The 19,305-nt window shown below is 60.8% G+C and carries 17 protein-coding genes; 8 read left to right on the forward strand and 9 right to left on the reverse strand.

Features of this window, described 5'->3' with window-relative positions; genetic code table 11:
- Nucleotides 1-80 precede the first annotated feature (80 nt).
- From HGEM_RS08330 to HGEM_RS08340, 3 genes are read left to right on the forward strand one after another with little or no spacing between them, the layout of a single operon-like run.
- Nucleotides 81-686: a type IV toxin-antitoxin system AbiEi family antitoxin domain-containing protein gene (locus HGEM_RS08330; RefSeq protein ID WP_019128972.1), complete on the forward strand. Its 606-nt coding sequence runs from the start codon at nt 81-83 to the stop codon at nt 684-686.
- Nucleotides 683-1,591: a nucleotidyl transferase AbiEii/AbiGii toxin family protein gene (locus tag HGEM_RS08335; RefSeq protein WP_019128973.1), complete on the forward strand. Its 909-nt coding sequence runs from the start codon at nt 683-685 to the stop codon at nt 1,589-1,591. The genes HGEM_RS08330 and HGEM_RS08335 overlap by 4 nt, the downstream gene beginning before the upstream one ends.
- Nucleotides 1,579-5,238, forward strand: a complete 3,660-nt coding sequence (locus tag HGEM_RS08340; RefSeq protein WP_019128974.1) for a P-loop NTPase — start codon at nt 1,579-1,581, stop codon at nt 5,236-5,238. The genes HGEM_RS08335 and HGEM_RS08340 overlap by 13 nt, the downstream gene beginning before the upstream one ends.
- Before the next feature lie 396 nt (nt 5,239-5,634).
- Here the strand turns inward: HGEM_RS08340 and HGEM_RS08345 are convergent, their stop codons facing one another.
- The 3 genes from HGEM_RS08345 to HGEM_RS08355 form a co-directional block, all read right to left on the reverse strand.
- Nucleotides 5,635-6,465 (reverse strand): class I SAM-dependent methyltransferase, encoded by an 831-nt coding sequence (locus tag HGEM_RS08345; protein ID WP_019128975.1) that lies wholly within the window; start codon nt 6,463-6,465, stop codon nt 5,635-5,637.
- A 115-nt stretch (nt 6,466-6,580) separates the two neighbouring features.
- Complete coding sequence (locus HGEM_RS08350; RefSeq protein ID WP_019128976.1) at nt 6,581-7,186, reverse strand: class I SAM-dependent methyltransferase; 606 nt, start codon at nt 7,184-7,186, stop codon at nt 6,581-6,583.
- On the reverse strand, nt 7,173-7,802 hold the full coding sequence (locus HGEM_RS08355; protein WP_019128977.1) for a class I SAM-dependent methyltransferase: 630 nt from the start codon (nt 7,800-7,802) through the stop codon (nt 7,173-7,175). The genes HGEM_RS08350 and HGEM_RS08355 overlap by 14 nt, the downstream gene beginning before the upstream one ends.
- Before the next feature lie 903 nt (nt 7,803-8,705).
- Between HGEM_RS08355 and HGEM_RS08365 the strand changes: the two genes are divergently transcribed.
- Entirely contained in the window at nt 8,706-10,064 is a 1,359-nt protein-coding gene (locus HGEM_RS08365; RefSeq protein WP_230197250.1) for an ATP-binding protein, read from the forward strand.
- Nucleotides 10,065-10,281: 217 nt separating this feature from the next.
- The gene (locus HGEM_RS08370; protein ID WP_230197251.1) at nt 10,282-10,908 is read left to right on the forward strand and encodes an HAD family hydrolase; all 627 of its coding nucleotides are present in this window, start codon (nt 10,282-10,284) and stop codon (nt 10,906-10,908) included.
- A 77-nt stretch (nt 10,909-10,985) separates the two neighbouring features.
- Here the strand turns inward: HGEM_RS08370 and HGEM_RS08375 are convergent, their stop codons facing one another.
- The 6 genes from HGEM_RS08375 to HGEM_RS09815 all read right to left on the reverse strand — a co-directional run bounded on the left by HGEM_RS08375 (nt 10,986) and on the right by HGEM_RS09815 (nt 16,654).
- Nucleotides 10,986-11,867: an acyl-CoA thioester hydrolase/BAAT C-terminal domain-containing protein gene (locus HGEM_RS08375; protein ID WP_019128981.1), complete on the reverse strand. Its 882-nt coding sequence runs from the start codon at nt 11,865-11,867 to the stop codon at nt 10,986-10,988.
- 48 nt (nt 11,868-11,915) lie between these two features.
- Nucleotides 11,916-13,991: a heavy metal translocating P-type ATPase gene (locus tag HGEM_RS08380; RefSeq protein ID WP_019128982.1), complete on the reverse strand. Its 2,076-nt coding sequence runs from the start codon at nt 13,989-13,991 to the stop codon at nt 11,916-11,918.
- Nucleotides 13,992-13,999: 8 nt separating this feature from the next.
- Nucleotides 14,000-14,299 carry a DUF6110 family protein gene (locus tag HGEM_RS08385; protein ID WP_019128983.1) on the reverse strand — a complete coding sequence of 100 codons (300 nt, stop codon included), beginning with the start codon at nt 14,297-14,299 and terminating at the stop codon, nt 14,000-14,002.
- Nucleotides 14,300-14,511: 212 nt separating this feature from the next.
- Complete coding sequence (locus tag HGEM_RS08390; RefSeq protein WP_019128984.1) at nt 14,512-15,144, reverse strand: DUF6796 family protein; 633 nt, start codon at nt 15,142-15,144, stop codon at nt 14,512-14,514.
- Between the two features lie 12 nt (nt 15,145-15,156).
- Nucleotides 15,157-15,531: a heavy-metal-associated domain-containing protein gene (locus HGEM_RS08395; RefSeq protein WP_019128985.1), complete on the reverse strand. Its 375-nt coding sequence runs from the start codon at nt 15,529-15,531 to the stop codon at nt 15,157-15,159.
- 256 nt (nt 15,532-15,787) lie between these two features.
- Nucleotides 15,788-16,654, reverse strand: a complete 867-nt coding sequence (locus HGEM_RS09815) for an AraC family transcriptional regulator (RefSeq protein ID WP_019128986.1) — start codon at nt 16,652-16,654, stop codon at nt 15,788-15,790.
- A 216-nt stretch (nt 16,655-16,870) separates the two neighbouring features.
- Here HGEM_RS09815 and HGEM_RS08405 point away from each other — a divergent pair, with 216 nt between their 5' ends.
- The 3 genes from HGEM_RS08405 to HGEM_RS08410 form a co-directional block, all read left to right on the forward strand.
- Nucleotides 16,871-18,259, forward strand: a complete 1,389-nt coding sequence (locus HGEM_RS08405) for an ABC transporter transmembrane domain-containing protein (protein ID WP_019128987.1) — start codon at nt 16,871-16,873, stop codon at nt 18,257-18,259.
- A complete protein-coding gene (locus HGEM_RS10700) occupies nt 18,208-18,414 on the forward strand; it encodes a transposase (protein WP_081580887.1) in 207 nt (68 codons plus the stop codon). The genes HGEM_RS08405 and HGEM_RS10700 overlap by 52 nt, the downstream gene beginning before the upstream one ends.
- A 76-nt stretch (nt 18,415-18,490) precedes the next feature.
- On the forward strand, nt 18,491-19,305 hold an 815-nt coding region (locus tag HGEM_RS08410), incomplete at its 3' end, for an IS3 family transposase (RefSeq protein ID WP_019128988.1).

Consider the following 19,305-nt stretch of genomic DNA (forward strand, 5'->3'; position numbering starts at 1 on the left):
GAAATGACCCGGTTCGTCATCTTTGATTATTAGACACAATATCGATATAATATGTGTCTGTAAATCGAAAAGGAGGGACAATGGGGAGAAGCGAGGAAATCGCCAGGCTGGTCCGGGACGCCGGCGGCGTGGCTAGCGCGGCGCAGATCACCGAAGCGGGTTTCCTGCCCGGTTCCATCTCCCATGCCCTGAAATCGGGCGCCATAGACAAGCTCACGAGGGGGGTCTACTGCTCTCCGGAGGTGTTCGACGACGAGTTCGCCGCCGTCACCTACAGGTGGAGGAAGTGTGTGCTCTCGCACGGAAGCGCGCTCTATCTCGCCGGGCTTTCCGACAGGGTTCCCGGCGCGCTCGACGTCACCGTCCCCCACGGCTACAACCCGCGGGGACTTTCCCGCGAGCACCCCGACGTGAGGATCCACAGGGTCAAAGAGGATATCTACGAGCTGGGAATCATCGAGGCGAAATCCCCCGGCGGCGCGATGGTGAGGGCGTACTGCGCGGAGCGCGCCGTGGCGGACCTAATCTCCCAGAGGGCCTCCGGCGGAGCCGATCCGCAGCTCGTCCGCGATGCGGTGACGGGGTATTTCAAGAGGGCCAACGCCGACCTCGAGGGCCTCGCGCGGATGTGTTCGGCGCTCGGCGTCGAGGAGGAGTTCAGGATGTATCTGGAGGTGCTCAGATGACGAGAAGCGATGCGAGCCTCAAGGGCAAGGTCAAAGCAATGGCAAAGAAGAGCGGCTTGAAGCCGCAGGAGCTTCTGCAGATGTACCTGTTCGAGCGCCTTCTGATGCGGCTCGAGAAGAGCGACTATGCGGAAACGTTCGTCCTGAAGGGAGGACTGCTCATCTCGTCGATGACAGGCGTCGCCCAAAGGACGACGATGGATATGGATGCCACGGTAGTAGGCATGGATATGGACGCGGAGACGGTGAGCGCCGCCATCTCATCCATCTGTTCTGTCGATATCGGCGACGGAATGGAATACTCCTTCGAGCGGCTGGAGCCGATCCGCACAGACGACGAGTACGCCAACTGGAGAGCCCATCTGCGCGCCAGGTATGGCAAGATCGACGCGCCGATCAAGATCGACATCACGACGGGAGACGAGATCGTCCCGGGGCGCATCGAATACAGCTATCCCCTCATGTTCGAGGAGGGTTCGGTACGGATCCTCTCCTACCCGATAGAGACGGTGCTGGCCGAGAAGCTCGAGACGGTGGTGTCGCGCGGCATCGCGAACACGCGCGGTCGCGACTTCTACGACATCCACACGCTGCTGCGCCTGAAGTCGAAAGACATCGATCGGCGATCGCTACGCGAAGCGATCGCAGCCACGACGTCCAAGCGCGGGTCGACCGGCAGGATGTCCGATTACGCAGCCATCCTTGAAGAAGTAAGAGAATCCGCCATCATGCAGGGCATCTGGGCTTCTTACATTGCCGGGTCTCCCTATGCGGCGGGGATCGACTTCGAGGACGTCGTCGACTCGGCCCTCGAGCTTGCAAGGCTTGCTGAGCTGGGCGGACTAGAGCAGGAAAAGATAAATCAAAGGGCGAATTTACCGCGAGGAGCAAAATGTCCCAAATAAACCAGATCCAGGAAGAGCTGAGGCAGATCGAGGGCGGGCGTTTTCAAACGCTGGCCAATCAGTATCTATACAGGAGGTATTCGCTCAGCAACATCGTCGAATTTGGATCCCAATGTGGCACGGATAAAACCACGCGCGGGGTGCCGGACATGTACTCTGTGGAAGAGAATGGACACTACCTCTTCGCGGCATACACAACCTCTAAATCCGACATCCGCGATAAGCTGCTAGATGATGCCAAAGACTGTCTCGACAAGAGCAAAACCGGCATCGATCCGCAACTCATAGATCGAATCGTCCTGTGCCACACATACTTTCGCCTTTCGCCTCTGGCACTCGAGGAAGTCCGCGCCATCGACCCACGGATAGAGATAATCGGGCCAGAGACAATTGCGAGCGACCTTGATGGAAAATACCCTGCGCTAGCACATACAGTATTGGGCATCCCGCTTGGAAAGGGATCGTTTATCGCCCCGGATCGCTTCATCGAGCACAACTCGCACGCTCGTTTCCGAACCGACCTGTCAAAGCCCCTCGTACACAGGGAATCCGAGCTTGCCGAAGCCATCGAATCAATAGAGCAAAACAAGGCAGTGGTGATTCAAGGGCAGTCCGGATCAGGGAAAACCAAGATAGCTCTTGAGGCATGCCTCTCGTTCAGCGAAAAACATCGCTGGGACTTCCTCATTCTGGACTCTAAGTATTCGGCAAATCTCGATGAAGACATCGAACTGATTCTATCGGAGTCGGAAAACATCATCATTCTCGCAGACGACGCAAATGGCAACCTGTCCCTTGAGCATCTGTTGGGCATTTGCTCGGAGAAAGACAAGCTAAAAATCGTCTTCACATGCAGAAAGATGCATCGGAACGAATTGACCGCAAGAATCAGCGCCTGTCTGAGGCACAAGGAAATCGAGCTCGCCCCCCTGGCTGCAAAAGACATCGAAGCGATACTCGAGACCGAATACGAAATAAAGAACCTCGCATTGAGGGAGAGGGTCTCGGCAATAGCGAACGGAAACCTGCGCTTGGCCATCATGGCAGCAAGCTCCATAGCGGACGGCAATTTCGAAGCTATCCAAGAACCGTACGACCTTTTGAACGCGTATATGAATTGCGCCTTGGCCGACTACTCCAACAGGGAGCAGCTTCTTGCGGAGACCCTTGCGATCTACGACTGCTGCGACCTTACTGAAAGAGACCCTTGCTACGAGGATCTCTTGGGCCTGGGGTGCGACGACGCTGAGATCCGGAATCTCGCATCCAAGTTGGACGACCAGGAAATCGTCACGACCCTCACCTCCTCCGATGGCACGCTAGCCATAAGGATGGAAGAGCAAAACCTTCGAGACTTCTTGATATGCCGCCACTTCGCAAAGGAAGGGAACGGCAGTTTTGCGGACTTCATCCTGCGCACCATAGAGATGCCAAATGCGCCGTACCTCAAAGCCGCCAAGTCAATGGCTGAAGTGTGCGGAAGCGCGAGCGTGTACGATTACCTTCGAAGAGAATGCGAGAAAGCTTGGGATGAAATAAAGAATCGGGATGCGCGAATTGCCGACCAATTCATAACCGCGTTCAATCAGCTCCTCCCCATACAGGCGCTCGCCTTCGCCTCGAATCGCATCGAAAACGCTGCCTGCGCTGACTTGGCGGAAGAAATTCTCGACGCGAATTCGACATCGGACGGGTCCATGCCCCTGCACATTGCCGTATCCCTGATGAACTCGGATGAGCATTCACAGACAGCCCTCGAGCTGTTCGTGGAGTGCATAGAAAGAGGCACCGAGCAAGCGTTCGAGTACAACTGGGCATGCGGGCCGAACTGCGCTTTCTCTTACGATCTCGATCGCACGGGATTCGATTTGGAAAACAGCAAACTCGATGCCCTCGTCGAAAGATACCAACAGTCGCATTCCCGCAATATCGCGGCATGCCTAATCGTCTTGACGAGCTCTTACCTCTCTTCAATGGCCCAGCATGTTCGGCAAAACGGCTTAACGTACGCGCTCAATACCCTGACTTACAATTTCACGTCGAAGCTAGCCGAGCTCCACGCCCATTGCTTCCAGGCGCTCTCCGCGCTAACCGAAACCGAATTCGGCGAGCGGGCTAAATCAATCTTTCGACAGCACTTCTCGTTTTACGGAGAAGAGCCGGAAACGAACCGTGCCGAGAACATGCGCTCGGTGCTTTCGAGGATCGAGGATTTGTTTCCTGCATTCATCAACGGGGACACGACAAGCGACCTCCTATGCTGCGTGAAGATTAGCAAAATTTATGCGGCGTGCGCGCAGGAAGCCCCTCTGGAACTAAGCAGATTCAGTCAAAGCACTTTCGATGCTCTCGAATGGGAAGATATCGCAACATGCTTGGAGGAAGGCCATGAAGTCTCCTCGGGTGATTTCTCTTTACGGCGATTAACCGAAGCGTTGCCCAAGCTCGTCGAAGATCTCGAGAACCCCGATAGACAATGGCAGGCACGACAGGCCATCGAATGCGTTCTGCTGCAGATCGCCAAAATGACACCTGAAACAGCGCCTGATATCATCGCAGATCTGATCGCGTCGTCGCCATCGACGCTCCCTATTCCAACCGAGGCCCTGGAATTTCTTGCTGAAGCCATCGGCAGGAACAACCTCAAAAACGAGCTTAGCGCGAATATCAATGCCGAAGACCGCCCCGATCTGTTTGATTGCCTTGACTTATTGGCGGTAAGGAGCGGGGCAAACGATCAAGAGCTCGACGAGATCCTTTCGAGGCTCGATGACGGCAGGACGCATCTCAGCTTGAAGAACCTAGAGAATATCGAATTGGAGCATCCTGGCTATATCCTTGCCTATGCCGCGAGATTCTCCGAACGCGTGAATGACGTTAATGAGATCTGGAGGTTTTTCGGCAACTGCGGAGACGAAAGACGCGTCTCCGCTCTAAGCTCGTGTTTCGAATCCAATCCCTCGCCAGCCGTCGATCTGTATTTTCTCGCGCTTGAAGGGCGTCCTCGTTTCGACTATAACCTTGCTTTCCTGCGCTGCCTCCTGCATCTTGAAAGCTCAATGATCGACCGCTTTTTAGAGTACGCTTCTAGCCTCGACTGCCGTCAAAGACATGATCTTCTTCAAAGGATCAGCTCGTTTTGGACCGATCAGGACGAGCGCGCTTGGAATCTGCTGAAAGCATTAATCGACGAAGTGCTGAGTGATCCGCTCGGCAGGTTTGAAATAGCAGCCTTGTTTCCCAATCGCGATGCAGGTGCGCTCTCAAGCGATATCTTCTGGAATCGCCTGGAACGCCTCGTCCGTGAAAGGATTGCCGACGTAAATAGCCTCAATATGATTAGCCAGGCCATATCCGAATGCAACGACGAGACGAGAGTCAGGGCCATCTCCCTCATTCTGACACTCGACAAAGACGGGATATCAATTAATCATTTGGATCTCCGTCGAGCCTCAATGAGCGGATCCCCCGAAAAAGGCTTTATCCCCGCAAAGCTCAAGGAGATTGAGGTGATTGGCTCGATCGCCGATCAGCTGCCCGCAGGTATTGCATATTTGAAGCACAGAAATTGGCTATCAAAAGAGGAATCGTCGATTGAAAGCGATATCGAAAACGAAAAACGGAGGCTGTTCCACGGCAGGCAATGATTGGCTTTGACGCCTAACGCTAGGAAAACCTCAGACACTCCCGTTTAAACCCCGCCCCGTTTCCCACTGGGACAAAAATCGAAACTCACCTCGTCCGAGTTTCGTTTGAGTTTCGATTTTTGTCCCAGCGCTGTCCCGGTACCGTGTCGCAGCATATCGCAACGGGTTGCCATGTTCGGATGACTGTAAACTAGGTAAAACGAGTGAGCAGAGTAAAAAACACAGTGCACTGAGTGGGAATAGAACATACGCTCGATAAATAATATAGTATCAGATAGCGGGCACGGTTTCAATCGAATCCGTGCCCGCTGCTGTATGTGTGTCCTTGCACGCCCAATACGCGCCGTGAAAGCCGTCTTCTTCAACATCAAAGTGAATGCGCTTCTTTTTTGACTCTCAAAATCTTATTTTCACGATTTGCATTTTCATCCCGTTGTCACCGACCCTTGCGAGAAACCGGAAAAAGCCGCTAACAGAAGGGTCTCTCAAATCGTTGTAACCCAGCATATAGCCGCGACTTGTGACCTGCAGACGGCTGTTCCACGTGCCGATTTCCTTGGCGGCATCCGAAACCGCAAAATATGCCCCCACATCCTTGATTTTTGCAGTCTTAAGCCATGTTTTTGCGATCATCTTTACTGCCGTCCGATTGGCAGCATCAAAGACCAGCACACCGCCGGGGAAAGCGTCCGCCATCCCCCGCACCAGTTCCCGGACCTGCTGGGTCAGAAAGTAATAGAACACCCCGGAGGCAAAGAACACCACCCCGCCGGAGGCATCGATTTTGCTAAACCATGCGGTGTCTTTCAGGTCACAGGGGATATTTTGTTCTCGATTCCCGGCGGGCAGTAGCTGCTGCCGCAAGGCAATCACATCCGGGAAGTCCAGATTGTAGATCTTGCATCTACCGTTGTCGCAGGTTCTGCCGGTGTTGTCCAGCCCACAGCCCAGATTGACCACCGCCGCATTGGGGTGGCCTTTCAGGTAATCCCGCACCTCGAAAGCAAGATCACCCTGCCGCATGGCCACCTCCAGCGCACCAAAGCGCTGCATCAGGCTGCGGGAGTTTTTCTCTGCCTCTGAAAAGTCGTAGTCGATCTGGTCGAGCAGACGAACCGCTGTTTCATCCCTGTAAAGGTTCGGGTACAGCTCCGTACACAGCTTCCGGGAATACAGCGGGAGGATCAGCGTCTCCTGCACGGTGTTTTTCTCAATTTTACATTTCATAGGTTTCTTCCTCAGTGAATAAAAACTGTCAAAATTGCCGCCAGCGCAGCTGCTATGACCGTCATGCCTATCGCCATGTGCAGGATGGATGCAAAAATGCCCGTGCTCGATGCCCTTACTTCCGCGCCGTGACGCAGAGCCACTTTTTCTTTTTGCGCATCTGCACCTCGTGAAAGCCCGCCTGCTCCAGACACGCCTTTAATTCAATGTCCTTGTAGATGGTCATGCCGCCGATGATCTGCGTCCACCTCTCGTCCTTGTCCGTATCGCCATTGCTCTCGTTGCAGATAAGAATTGTCCCGCCTGGCTTCAGCGTCCGCCAGACCTCACGGAAGCATCGGGGCAAATCAGGCCAGAAATAGACGGTCTCAAAGGCCGTGGCGGCATCGAAGTAGCTATCCTCAAACGCCATATCCGCCACGCTGCCTTGCAGAACGGCGCAACGCCCCTCCCGAATTGCAATTCGGTTGAGCTTTCTAGCCTTCTCCACGCTGACGGGTGAATAGTCGATGCCCTTGACGACGCCATGCGGGCATTTTTTCAGCAGCCGTTTTATGTTCGCCCCGCCGCCGCAGCCGCAATCCAGCACCTTGGCGTTTGGCGCAAGTCGTAAAAATCGAAGTCCCCACCGCGCCACAGGGCTGTGGCCCAGATTCATCATGGCAACCATAAGTTTTCCGCCGAGGCCCACGGGCTTGCGGGTGTTTTCAAAGAACGACATCTGGCCCCTCCGATTTCGTGCATTCCGCATAGGTCAACGGGAACGAGACCTTCAGCACCGCGCTTTTCTGCACCGCCCAGCCGTTTTGACGCAGAAAACGCAGGTATTCCTCGCTTGTCCACCTGCTGTGGAGGGGGAATCCCGCCATACTCATGAAAAAGGCTTTTGCCTTGCCGGAAACCGAGTTCCCCGCGTGGGTGAAGGTTGGCGCGATGAGCACGCCGTCGTCCTTCAGCACCCGCCTGATCTCTCGCAGGGCCTTTTCCGGATGCGGCACTATGTGAAGCGCGTTGGACGTGATCACCACTTCGAAGGACTTCTGTGCATAGGGCAGGCGGAACATATCTTGTGCGGAAAAGTGCAGCTTCGCGGATTGATTGCCCCGCTTTGCTTCAAGGACCATCTTTGCAGAAGCGTCCGTAGCCTCGATGTGCGCCGCCGCATCCACGATGCTCTTTGCGATAAGCCCCGTGCCGGTGGCAACCTCCAGCACGGTTTTTGCTTTCACCACCGGCCGGATCAGCCCATACATCTTCTCATATGCCACCCGGTCGTTTCGCATGAAACGGTCGTACCGACCGGCGTTCTTGTCCCAGAAGTCCTTGCGTTCGTGCATGGCTATCGCCCCCAAAAAGTTAGAGACATCTAACTATAACACACGAATTATGCAGTAGGATAAGGCCAACCTTATTTTCTTGGCTAAGACGCATCTCTTCGGCTTTCGCTTATAGCGGCGCGAGTCAGATACGAGGCTGGAGCTGAAGAAGGAGCTTGGCGGACAGGTAGGTCGATACCGGTTCCCGGAACGGTGATCCAGCCAATTACACCAGGGCTCTAGTCATGCTGGTAAACCCAATCCATGACGGGAAATAGGTCCTTTTCTCTAGTTCGACGTCTTTCGCGGGCGACGGGTTAATGTGGCTGGCGGGATTCCCTGCACGAAGCCGTTGTCGCCATCGCCTCCAGGCGCGGTTCACTCGGCAAGATGGGCGACTACGAGACCGTGCTCGGCGAGGTCAGAAGATCCGATATGATGCGGGGCATCTGGTCCTCTTACGTCTCGGCATCACCCTATGCGGAAGGCGTCGATTTCGCCGAGAGCCGCGGCCAATGGTGCCGGGTACCTCAGCTGCGGTGCGCCCAACGGAGAGCCAAGCCCGTTCACGATGGCGCTCGAATGCGCCGCGGCGTTTCGCAGCGAGTTCGCGCGCCTGAGCATGTAATGTTCGTCCCTCATCCCGGAATCGCCCCACCGATTTGCGCAGAAGAGGTAAAAGTCGGCGAAGGCGCCGAAGGACGAAAGTTCAAGAAACACCCACGCCGGCATCTCGCCAATCGGGTACCTCGAGACGAAGCAGATGCTGCGGACGGGCTCGCTCTGCGCTTCTGTCATGATAGCGAATGCCGATTTCGGCTTCTGCCATAAATTGGTTGATACCGATTTCGGTATCCGCCATAATAAGGTGAATGCCGATTTCGGTATCCGCCAGAATCGAGGTCGAGGATGTATCGCAACGCCATGATAAAGCTCCTCGCTTGGAGCGACAGCCCCCATCGCAAGCCGCTCATTGTCAACGGTGCCCGTCAGGTGGGAAAGACATGGCTCGTCCTTACTTTTGGGGCGAATCGCTACGATTCCGTTGCCCACGTCGTGTTCTTGGAGAACGAGGATATGAAACGGGCTTTCGCGGGAAGCCTCGATGCGGATCGCTTGCTTACCATCATCGGCGCGGCGACGGGAACCAATCCCCGTGACGGTAGAACGCTCGTGTTTCTCGACGAGATTCAGGAGTGCCCGCGTGCCATCACCGCTTTGAAGATGTTCTGCGAGCAGCGGCCAGACGTGCCTGTTGTCGCAGCGGGATCCCTCCTCGGCGTGGCTCTCAACCGGGAACGTGAGAAGGATGGGGACGGCACGTCGTGGCCCGTCGGGAAGGTCGATTACCTCGATCTGCATCCGCTCTCGTTCGACGAGTTCGTGCGCGAAATCGGCAACTCTGCACTTGCAGACGCGGTTTCCCAGGGTGACGCCGATCTCATCAGCGTCTTCTCCGAGCGTCTGACTGATCTTTTGCGCATCTACTACTACGTGGGAGGAATGCCCGAGGCGGTGTGCCGCTACAGCGAGACCGGGGATTTTGCGGCGGCACGGGCGGTGCAGCAGACGCTGCTTGCGGATTACGAGCATGACTTCTCGAAGCACGTCGAGAGTGCTCTCGAGGTGGAACGCATCCGTCAGATCTGGCATTCGGTGCCCGTTCAGCTTGCGCGGGAGAGCGACCTTCGTCGGTTCAGCTATGCATCCGTCCGAGAAGGCGGACGCGGGCGGGACTATCGAGATGCTGTCGCATGGCTTGTCGATGCTGGCCTGGTTACTAAGATTCCGCGTGTGACCAAACCGGGGATCCCGCTCAAAGGGTATGCCGACGAGATGTACTTCAAGCTCTACCTGCTTGACATCGGACTTCTGGGCGCGGCGACGGGGCTCGAGCCTCGCGTGCTCGTGGAGGGGAACCGGCTCTTCACTGAGTACAAGGGCGTTTATGCCGAGCAGTTCGTGTGCCAGCAGCTCGTGGCGGGCGGTGCGGTGCCGTACTACTGGTCGGCGGACGGCAAGCAGAAGAAGGGCGAGGTCGACTTCCTGCTCGAGGTTGCGGGGTGCCCCGTCCCTGTTGAGGTCAAGGCAGACGAGAACATCGCCGGGGGAAGCCTCGCCGCATTCGTGCGGGACTATGGGCTCGGGCGTGCTGCGCGCTTCTCGCTGCGCGGGCTGAAGAAACAGGACTGGCTGGTAAACGTGCCGCTCTACGCCGCCAATGCCTTTCCGGACATTCTTGAGCGGTCGAATATAAGCCACAATATGCCACTACGGACATAATGGGGGCGCAGTTTGGATATGTGAGATTGCTCCGCCGGAGTCCAGGGTTGCCGACGGTTCCGGACGAAGGAGTCCTAGGATTCTGCTGAGTGCGGAGATACGCCGGCGTCCTGAACCGCGCCGACCAACACAGTTTTAGTTGTTGGAAGCCTGCCTCATCGCGCATATCTGAACTGCACCGCCATTCATCCTCGTCGTCTTTTGCCCGTGTGCGCTCGTGCTCGCCACACCCACGGCCATCATGGCGGCGATCGGCAACGCCACCAGGCACGGCTTTCTGGTGCGTGAGGGGGACGCGCTCGAGCGCCTGGCGCAGGTCAGGCGCGTGTGCTTTGACAAGACAGGCACGCTCACCACGGGGGAGCCGCAGGTGGTTGCCGTGTGTGCGGGCGAGAAGGACGTGAGCGAGGACGCGTTGCTCGCGGTTGCCGGCGCGGCCGAGAAGCGATCCGAGCACCCCCTCGGGCGCGCCATCGTGGCCGCGGCCACGGAGCACGCCGGAGCGGCGCCGAAGGACCCAACGTCCTTTGCCATGGTACCCGGTCGCGGCGTAGTGGCCGAGGTGGGCGGGCGCACGGTGTACGCCGGCAGCGCTGCGCTGCTGGCGGAGCACGGTTTGGCTATACCGGACGCGCTGGGGAGGCGCGTGGACGCTACGCGCGCCGAGGGGGCAACGATCACCTATCTCGGCTGGGGCGACACGGCAGCGGGGTTCATCGCGATCGCGCTCGCCATCTCGGGCGTCCTGAACCCTGTGGTGGGCGCCCTCGTGCACAACGCGGGCTCGGTGCTCGTTATCGTCAACTCCGCGCTTCTACTGGGATGGAGGCCGCGCGTTCGGTAAGGCTGCTAGGGGCGGTATTCGGCCTAGCGGCGAGCTTGATGATTGACGCTTACGAGGCGTCGCTGTAGAAGCATCCGTTACCACCGGGCGAGAAACGCGAGCGTCTGGGTGAAGGCGTCCTCGCGGCTTTGCCGGCATGCTTCGGGGTGGGCGCGCTCGACGCGGAAGAGCTTGAGCGAGGGTGTCTCCATGGGCACGAGGATGTGGCTCGCGTACTCGTAGGAGCGTCGCGTGATCTCGAAGGGATGGGCGTGCTTGGCGAGGCACTGCTCGACGATCCGACAGGCCTCGTCGCTCGGCCACATGGCGTCATGCGAGGGGCTGGCGAGAAGGACGGGCCCGTTGATGCGCTCCACGGCAATCCAGGCCTCCTTGGGCGCGCGCTCGACGATCCGCTCGTAGACGAAGCGCATGTCGAGCTGGCGCTCGGTGACGATACGGCGGATGATGCCGAGGTAGGGGAGCCTCCCGCCGCCCCGCGCGCAGGGCACGGGCTCGCTGCGCCAGGTCCAGCTCGAGCGGTCGCTCAGACCCTTGCCGGCAAGGCTTTTGTTGCCGGTGATGCCCGGCATGGCGCAGGCGAGTGGGGAGATGGCGACGACGCAGGTGATCTGAGGCATGAGCGAGGCGGCGAGAAGCGCCAGCTCGCCGCCCTTGGAGATGCCGTAGATCCCCACGCGGTCAAAGCCACGCTGCCGGAGATAGGCGACGGCACGTTCGATTGGCTCGATCGGCACCTCGATGAGCTCATCGGGGAGTCCCGGCACGTTCCAGTAGCACAGGCCGAGCGCCGCGATGCCCTCCCGTGCGAAACGCGCACCGAGGTTGCGCGGGATGTTCTCGTTGCCCTCGCTGCCGCCGAGCACGATGAGAGCCTTGCCGGAGTACGCTTCGACGTGCCGCCCCGGAAGGTGGAGGAATCCGAAGAGGCCGTCCTTCTCGACCGTGAACCGTTCCATGCCTCCACTTCCCAACGACAGGCCCCACAGCGGACCGATTGATGCTTCCTAGAGACGTCGAGCGCTTTCTGCGGCCAACACGATGGTGGTGCCGTTGTGCAGGAGCGCCGAGGTCTGGGGTCGGATGATGCCGACGATTCCCGCAGCGAGAAGCGCCGAGTTGATGCCCATAACCGCGGTGAACGAGCGGTCGAGGCGCCCCATGAGGGAGCGGCTGAGCGCGTGCAGGCGCACGATGGCGTCGAGCCCGCCCGCGGCGAGCGTGACGTCGGCGACCTCCTGCGCGATGGCGGTACCCGTGCCCATGGCGATGCCCACATCGGCGGCGGAGAGCGCCGGCGCGTCGTTAACGCCGTCACCCACCATGACGACGCGTCGCCCGCGAGCCACGAGCGCCTCCACGTAGGCATGCTTGTCCTCGGGGAGCAGGTCAGCCCGGTACTCGGTGATGCCCGCCTCGGCGGCGATGCGTGCGGCGGTGCGCTCGTTATCGCCGGTGAGCATGATGATGTGGCCGATGCCCTGCGAGCGAAGTGCCGCAATTGCCTCGGGCGCTCCTGCCTTTAAGGGATCTTCGATGCCGAGCGCGCCCACCAGCTTTCCGTCTTGGGCGAGGTAGAGCGGTGAGAGGCCTTCGAGGTCGCCGTTGATGCGCGCCTCTGCCTCGGGGGCGACTTCGACGTGCTCGTCCTCCATCACGAAGTGGCGACTACCGATGACGATGCGCTTGCCATCGAGCGCCGATGCGATGCCGTGCGCCACGATATAGGCGACCTCGGCATGGCGTTCGCGATGCTCGAGGCCGCGCGCGGCGGCGGCCGCCACCACGGCGCGCGCCACGGGATGCGGGAAATGCTCCTCCAGGCAGGCCGAGGTGCGCAGCACCTCGTCCTCGGTCCAATCGGGCGCGAGGGCGAGCACGCGCGCGACCCGGGGTGTCGCCTCGGTGAGCGTTCCCGTCTTATCGAACACGATGGTGTCGGCGGCGGCGATGGCCTCGAAATGCTTGGCACCCTTGACGGCCATGCCCTCGTGCGCGCTCTGGCTCATGGCGGCGAGCACGCTGATGGACGACGTGAGCCTGAGGGCGCAGGAGTAGTCGACCATGAGGGCGGCCGATGTCTTGGCAAGGCTTTTCGTGGTCGCCGCCACAAGCCCTGCAAGCAGGAAGTTCCACGGCACGAAGCGGTCCGCGAGGTGCTCGCGGCGCGTCTGGATCTCGCTTTTGAGCTGCTCGGAGGCTTCAACGAGATTCACGATGGATCGGAGCTTGGTCGATGCGGGCTCGGCGCCCACGCGGATGACGATCTCGCCCTCTTCAACCGCGGTGCCGGCGAAGACGTCGTCGCCGGCCATGCGCTCGACGGCAAGCGGCTCGCCGGTGAGTGCCGCCTGGTTGACCATGGCCGCACCGCGTACCACCACGCCGTCGACGCACACGGGCATGCCGGTGCGCGCCACGACGAGGTCGCCCACGCGGAGACTCTGGGCGGGCACGGTGACCTCCTCGCCGTCCTCGAGGCGCCGGGCGTTTTGGGGAATGGCCATGAGGGAGCGAATGAGTTCGTGCTCTGAGCGTTCACGGGTGGCGTCCTCGAGGACCTCTCCCAAGTCGAGGAGGAACATGGTGCTCGCCGCGGTTTTGGGGTCGCGCTTGACAAACGATATGCCGATGGCCGTGGCGTCGAGTACCGGCACATCGAGGCGGTGCCGCATGAGCGAGGTGAGGCCGGCGCGCAGAAATCCGAGGTAGTGAAGGCCGGCCCATACCGCCCTCAGTGCGGGCGGGAGGAGCCAGCGGCGGATGAGATGGTTGCCCACTAGGCGGATGATGCTGCGCGCGGCGGACGGGACCGCGGGAGCGAGCGCCGTGGGCGCCTGGGCGCGCACCGCATCGAGCTGGACGCGGCTGAGCTCGTTCAGCCGATCGAGCAGGGCGGTTCTTGCAAGGGCGTCGCGGTACCAGATGGCGACCGAGCGAATGCGCGGGTAGGAGCGCACGCGCTCGACGCCTGTCCACGAAGAGAGCGAGGCCTCGAGGGCGAGGGCGTCGGACGCGCCAAGGTGATCGGCAAACGTAAGGCGCAGCCGCCCCGGCACCTCGTGTTCGATGACGTATCGCACGGGCGCGCCTACGCCTTAGCGGGGACGGTCTCTGCGGCGGTATCCGACGCGCTGTCTTCCTCGTCCTCGACGCTGTAGACGGTTTCATTGAGATACGCGGCTTCGGCGACGATGTCGTCCATCTCGGCGCGTGCGCGTTCGACGGTGTCTTCACAGGCCTGCTTCGCGCGCAGCCCAGCCGCGACGGCTTTGACGTAGACGCGTTTCGCCCCGTCGCTCGTAAGCACCTTGGCGCCAACAGACCCGATCAGTACGCCCGCGCCCAAAAGCAGGCCGTGCGTCCCCTTGAGAAAGCCCAGAGTACTCATGCGAAACTCCTCTCTGCGCACAACAGTACGCCTTGGTAAACAATTACAAGTTAACTGTAGCTCACCTTGAGGAGAGGAGTGTTGTGATTTGCGAATTGGGAAGAACTTGCCGCCAAGAATTCGAAAGAATGCGGCGGCTGGTCGCATCCATCCCCGATAAGCGATCCACAGACGATCGTGACGGTCTACATATAGTATAGGTCCGGTGGTGATTAGGCGAGCAGGCAGATGAGCATAGCAGTGAACATGATCGTGAACACGAGGTTGCTCCACCCGCCGAAGAGAATGCACCGCGCTGGCTGCGGCATGCGCATCCACACGAGACCTAAAAAGCTCGTCACGATAGGCGTGAAGACGACAAACCAGACGGGGAAGACGGTCTGCCCGAGCACGATGGCGATGGCGAACAGGATGAACCCGGCGTACATGGGGGTCGTTGCCAGGCGCATGAGAAGCATGATGTTGGCGGAAACCTCCTCGTAGAGGTCCTCATGCCCCGCTTTAGCGATGATGGAGAGATAGGCGTACTGCGCGTGGTAGGCGCCGCCGCAGATGAGTGCGAAGGCAAGTAGTGCCGCTGCAAGCCAGACAAGCCAGGCGAGGTCGTCGCGCGCCATAAGGGGAAGCGCCAGAAAACCGAGCACGTAGAGGAAGGCTGCGACGGGCCCCAGCGCCCCTCCCACGCGCACGCGCGCAGCGGGAATATCGCGCATGATGTGCAGGTACGGCTTGAGCGTACCGTCCATGTCGTAGACACCAGGCGTGAAGTAGAGCAGCATGTCGCCGGCGAACATGAGCAGCGATCCGAGAAGGCCGAGGGCGATGAATGTGAGGACGAGTGGCATGGTTCTCCTATCCTACAGGTCTCGCACGGAATAGCCGGCGTCTCGGACTGCCTGTGCGCAGGCTTCGCGGTCAATGGGCGTCTTCGACAGAATGTACGCTGTATTGCGGCCAAGATCGACGCGCGCCCAGGTGCCCTCGAGCGCGTTGAGCGCGTTCTCGACGTTGCGCGCGCACCCCTCGCAGCTCATGCCCCCAATAATGAGCTCCGCGGCATACGGATAGTGCGCCTCGTCGGTGTCCGCGACTTCGACCCGCTTTGGTTTGGGTGCGCGCTCGCTGTCGCTGCAGCCGCAGGCGCAACCGCCGGAGCCAACTCGACGCACATAGCTCACGGCGATTACGGCAACCAGGACGATGGCAGCTGCGACGATGATGAAATCTGCCATGATGCGCTCCTTCCGTGTGAACGAGGTGACTCGCGCCGGCACTAAATGTTAGCCTTAGTATACTCTTGGAGAGCTTGGAACCGCATGTCCGAAAGAAGAATATCGAGCAGAAGGGTGTAGCGCGCGCAAGGTTCGGTCGGCTTCGCAAACAACGGCCGCACAGGCGAAGGCGCTGCCCGCGCGAGAGCCAGGCTGCCTTAGGCGACGGTCGCGAACGTTGCGCGGGTAAAGTGCGAGCCCGCCGGTTTTGCCGAGATTACGCGTGTGCAGCGCTTCTAGTTTGAAAACGGTATTTCAACGGCGTCATGCCGAACTTCCGTCTGAATGCCTCGCAGAACTTGCCCACGTTCGCGTAACCCACGGCGTGCGCAATGTCAGCCACCGGCGAATCACCGTGTTTGAGCAGCTTCTCTGCCCGGCTCATGCGGACGTCCAAGAGGTAGTCCGATATGCACACCCCATACACTCCCTTGAAATACCCTTTCAGTGTGGTTGGTCTCACGCCGAGGAGGGACGCCACCTCGGCGATGCTCCTACGCCGGCTGATGTCATCCGTCAATAAAGCCTCCGCGCGCTTCGCGATGTCGACCTGACGCCTCGAGTAGATGGCAGACTCGCTCTCCCGGCGCGGCGCACCAGAGCCTGCGATGCGGAGCAGAAGCAAGGGTATCGTGAGGCGGAGTCGCGCATGCTCGAAATCTCCCGCGCCTGGTATAAGCTCGCGAAACAGCCGGGATTCCTCCGGCGCTGCTGCCCTCGTCCAGTTCCTTATGCGTCCAGCCCTCAGATGTGCGGCGATTTCGTTCAAGTCGACGCCGCACGCGGCGAAGAACTCGGGCGGGCGGGCAAGGCTGCTCCGATGAAGGAACATCTCGACGCCTTCGTAGAAGGCGCAGGGGAACGAGAAGTCCCATGCCGTCGACGTCTCGACCGAGAGGTCTCCGGGCGCCATGAACATCGTGTGGCCGTCTGCCATGGAGACCTCCAGCCGCCCGGAGACGCAGTAGTTGAGCTTGACTCCCTCTCCGATTCCCTTGGTGGAGACGGCGAACCCCGGCGTGCTCATGCGGTGGTACGAGAGGACCACCCCCTCTATGGGCTCGTGCAGAATCGTGGAGCCCATCCCGGGCCCGTACGACAGCGCGATCGCGCCGACGCGGCGCTCGACGGTGAAAGGCAGGCCGCCTCCGCGTCTCTCCAGCGCGTCAACTATCGGTTCCAGAACGCCCGCGGAAGGCTCCTAACGTCAGAAATGCTCCTAGCGTCGCCCATGATACCGCAAAAAGTTTACCTAGGCATACCTTATCGGATGGGATTGATTCCTGGAAGGAGACCCATCATGGGAAAGAAGAAGGAGAAGGGCGGGCTCGCCTATCTGCTCGGCCTGTCGGGCCAGCCGAGCGCTGGCCTGGCGCTGGGCGTTGTGCTCGCCGTGCTCGCGGCGCTGCTGGAGGTTGTGCCGTATCTCGCGGTGTTCTGCGCGCTCATGGGAATCGCCGGGGCGCCGCTCGGCGTCGGAGCGCTGCGGGGGATGGCCGACCTGCCTGCGGTCGCAGCCGTTGCGGCGGCGTCGGCGCTCGCGAGCCTCGCGCTCGGGTTCCTCTCGAGCATGCTCTGCCACACGTACGCCTTTCGCGTGATTTGCGGCATCCGCAAGGCGCTCGCGCGACACCTGGCGAAGCTCCCCGTGTCGTATTTCAGGCGCACCTCGTCGGGGAAGGTCGTCCAGGTGTTCCAGACCGATGTCGACCAGCTCGAGGGGTTCCTCGCGCACCAGCTCCCCGACCTTGTGAGCACGGTGGCGCTGCTCATCTTCCTCGTCGCGGGCATGGTCGCGTTCGATTGGCGGCTCGCCCTCGTCGCTGTCGCGGTCCTCGCGGTCGGCTTCATGGGGCAGTTCGTACCGATGATCAAACTGCTCAAAGAGGGTGCGCTCAAGAAAAAATTTGACGCTCTTGAGCGCATCAGCTCGGCTGCCACCGAGTACGTTCACGGCATGCCCTCGATCAAGATGTTCGGACAGACCCCGCGTTCGTTCGCGGGATTCCAGACGGACATCGAGGCGTACCGCGACTTCTCCACGTCCATGAGCAGGAGGGTCGGCACGGGCGTGGTGTTCTTCCGCGCGGTCGTGCTCTCGGTCGCGACGTTCGTGGCGCCGGTCCTGGTGGCGATGGCCCTCACGGCGCCGGATTCGGCGGAGCTGCTGCCGACGGCGCTCTTCTTCCTCGTGTTCGCGCCGGCGGCGTCGGCACCGGTCTGCAAGCTGCGCTCGTTCTCGGAGGGGATGAACGTGCTCGGTGGGTCCTCCGCGCGCGTAGAGGCGATCTTCCGGGAGCGGCCCCTGCCCGTGTTCGGCATCCGCGCGCCGCACGGTACCGAGGTCACGTTCGACCACGTGGGCTTTGCGTACCCCGCGAAGGGTGGCGGGGAGCCCGCACCCGTCCTCGACGACGTGAGCTTCACTGCGCCCGCCGGCCAGATCACGGCCATCGTCGGTCCCTCTGGCTCGGGCAAGTCAACGGTGGCGAGCCTCATCTGCCGGTTCTACGACGCGGGCGCGGGCGCCGTGCGCATCGGCGGGGCCGACCTGCGCGGCATGAATCTCCCCCCGTTTCCGTTGACACATCGAGTTTCGTTTGGGCATGATGCCGTAAACGGGGAGGGGGGCATGGGATGGGACATCCGTCGCCCAAGTATTCAGCAGAGCTCAAGCAGCAGGCGGTGAGGCTGCACGGGGAGCGGGGCGGCACCTACGCGGAGACCGCCCGCGAGCCCGGCGTCGACCCGGGGAGCCTGTCGGACTGGGTCAAGAGGCCGACGCCGCGCAGGCGCCGGCAGGGGACAACCCCTTCCAGATGGCGGAGGACCTCCGCAGGCTGAGGCGCGGGAACGAACGGCTGAAGAGGGAGAACGGGATGCTTTTAAAAGCGAGCGCCTTCTTCGCCGGCAGGCAGCTGTGGGCTCGCAGGCGGAGAGGGCGAAGTTTGCTTTCATCCTGCTCAACGAGGGCGCCTGGAGCATATCCGAGATGTGCGCGGCCCTCCATGTCGCCAGGCAGGGCCACCGCGCATGGAGAAAGCGGCCGCCGAGCGCGCACGACCTGCGCGACGCCGAGCTGGCCGCGGCGATCTCCGAGATATACACCGCCAGCCGCGGCATCTACGGCGCTCCCAAGGTCTTCGCCGAGCTCAGGCGCTCCGGCGAGCGCACGTCGCGCAAGCGCGTGGCGCGCATCATGCGCGAGAGCGGCCGGGCCGGCACCACCAGAGGCGGCTCCAGGCGCCCGAGGAGCGCGGCCAAACCGGCCGCCCCGCAGGCCAACACCGCGCCCGACCTGGTGCGCCGGGAATTCTGCGCGGACGGCCCGAACCGCGCGTGGTTCGCCGACATCACCTATGCGAGGACCCATCGGGGCCGGATCTACCCGGCGGTCGTCATGGACATACGGTCGCGCGGGATCGTCGGCTGGTCCATGGCGCCGCGCATGGCCGCCGAGCTCGCCGACGACGCGCTCAGGATGGCGATCGCGAGGCGGCGCCCGCCGAGGGGCCGCATCCACCATTCGGACCACGGCTCCCAGTGCACGTCGCTCCTGCTCGGGAAGACGATGCGCGCCGCGGGCATCAGGCCCTCCATGGGCCCCGTGTCGTCGCCGTGGGACAACGCCGCGACGGGGTCGCTCATGGGGCCCATCAGGGCCGAGTGCGTGCACGCCCGCACGTTCGAGACGCGCGATCAGGCGGCGCTGGAGATATTCGACTACATCGAGTG

Source organism: Enorma massiliensis phI, from assembly GCF_000311845.1.
GTDB classification, from domain to species: Bacteria; Actinomycetota; Coriobacteriia; order Coriobacteriales; family Coriobacteriaceae; genus Enorma; species Enorma massiliensis.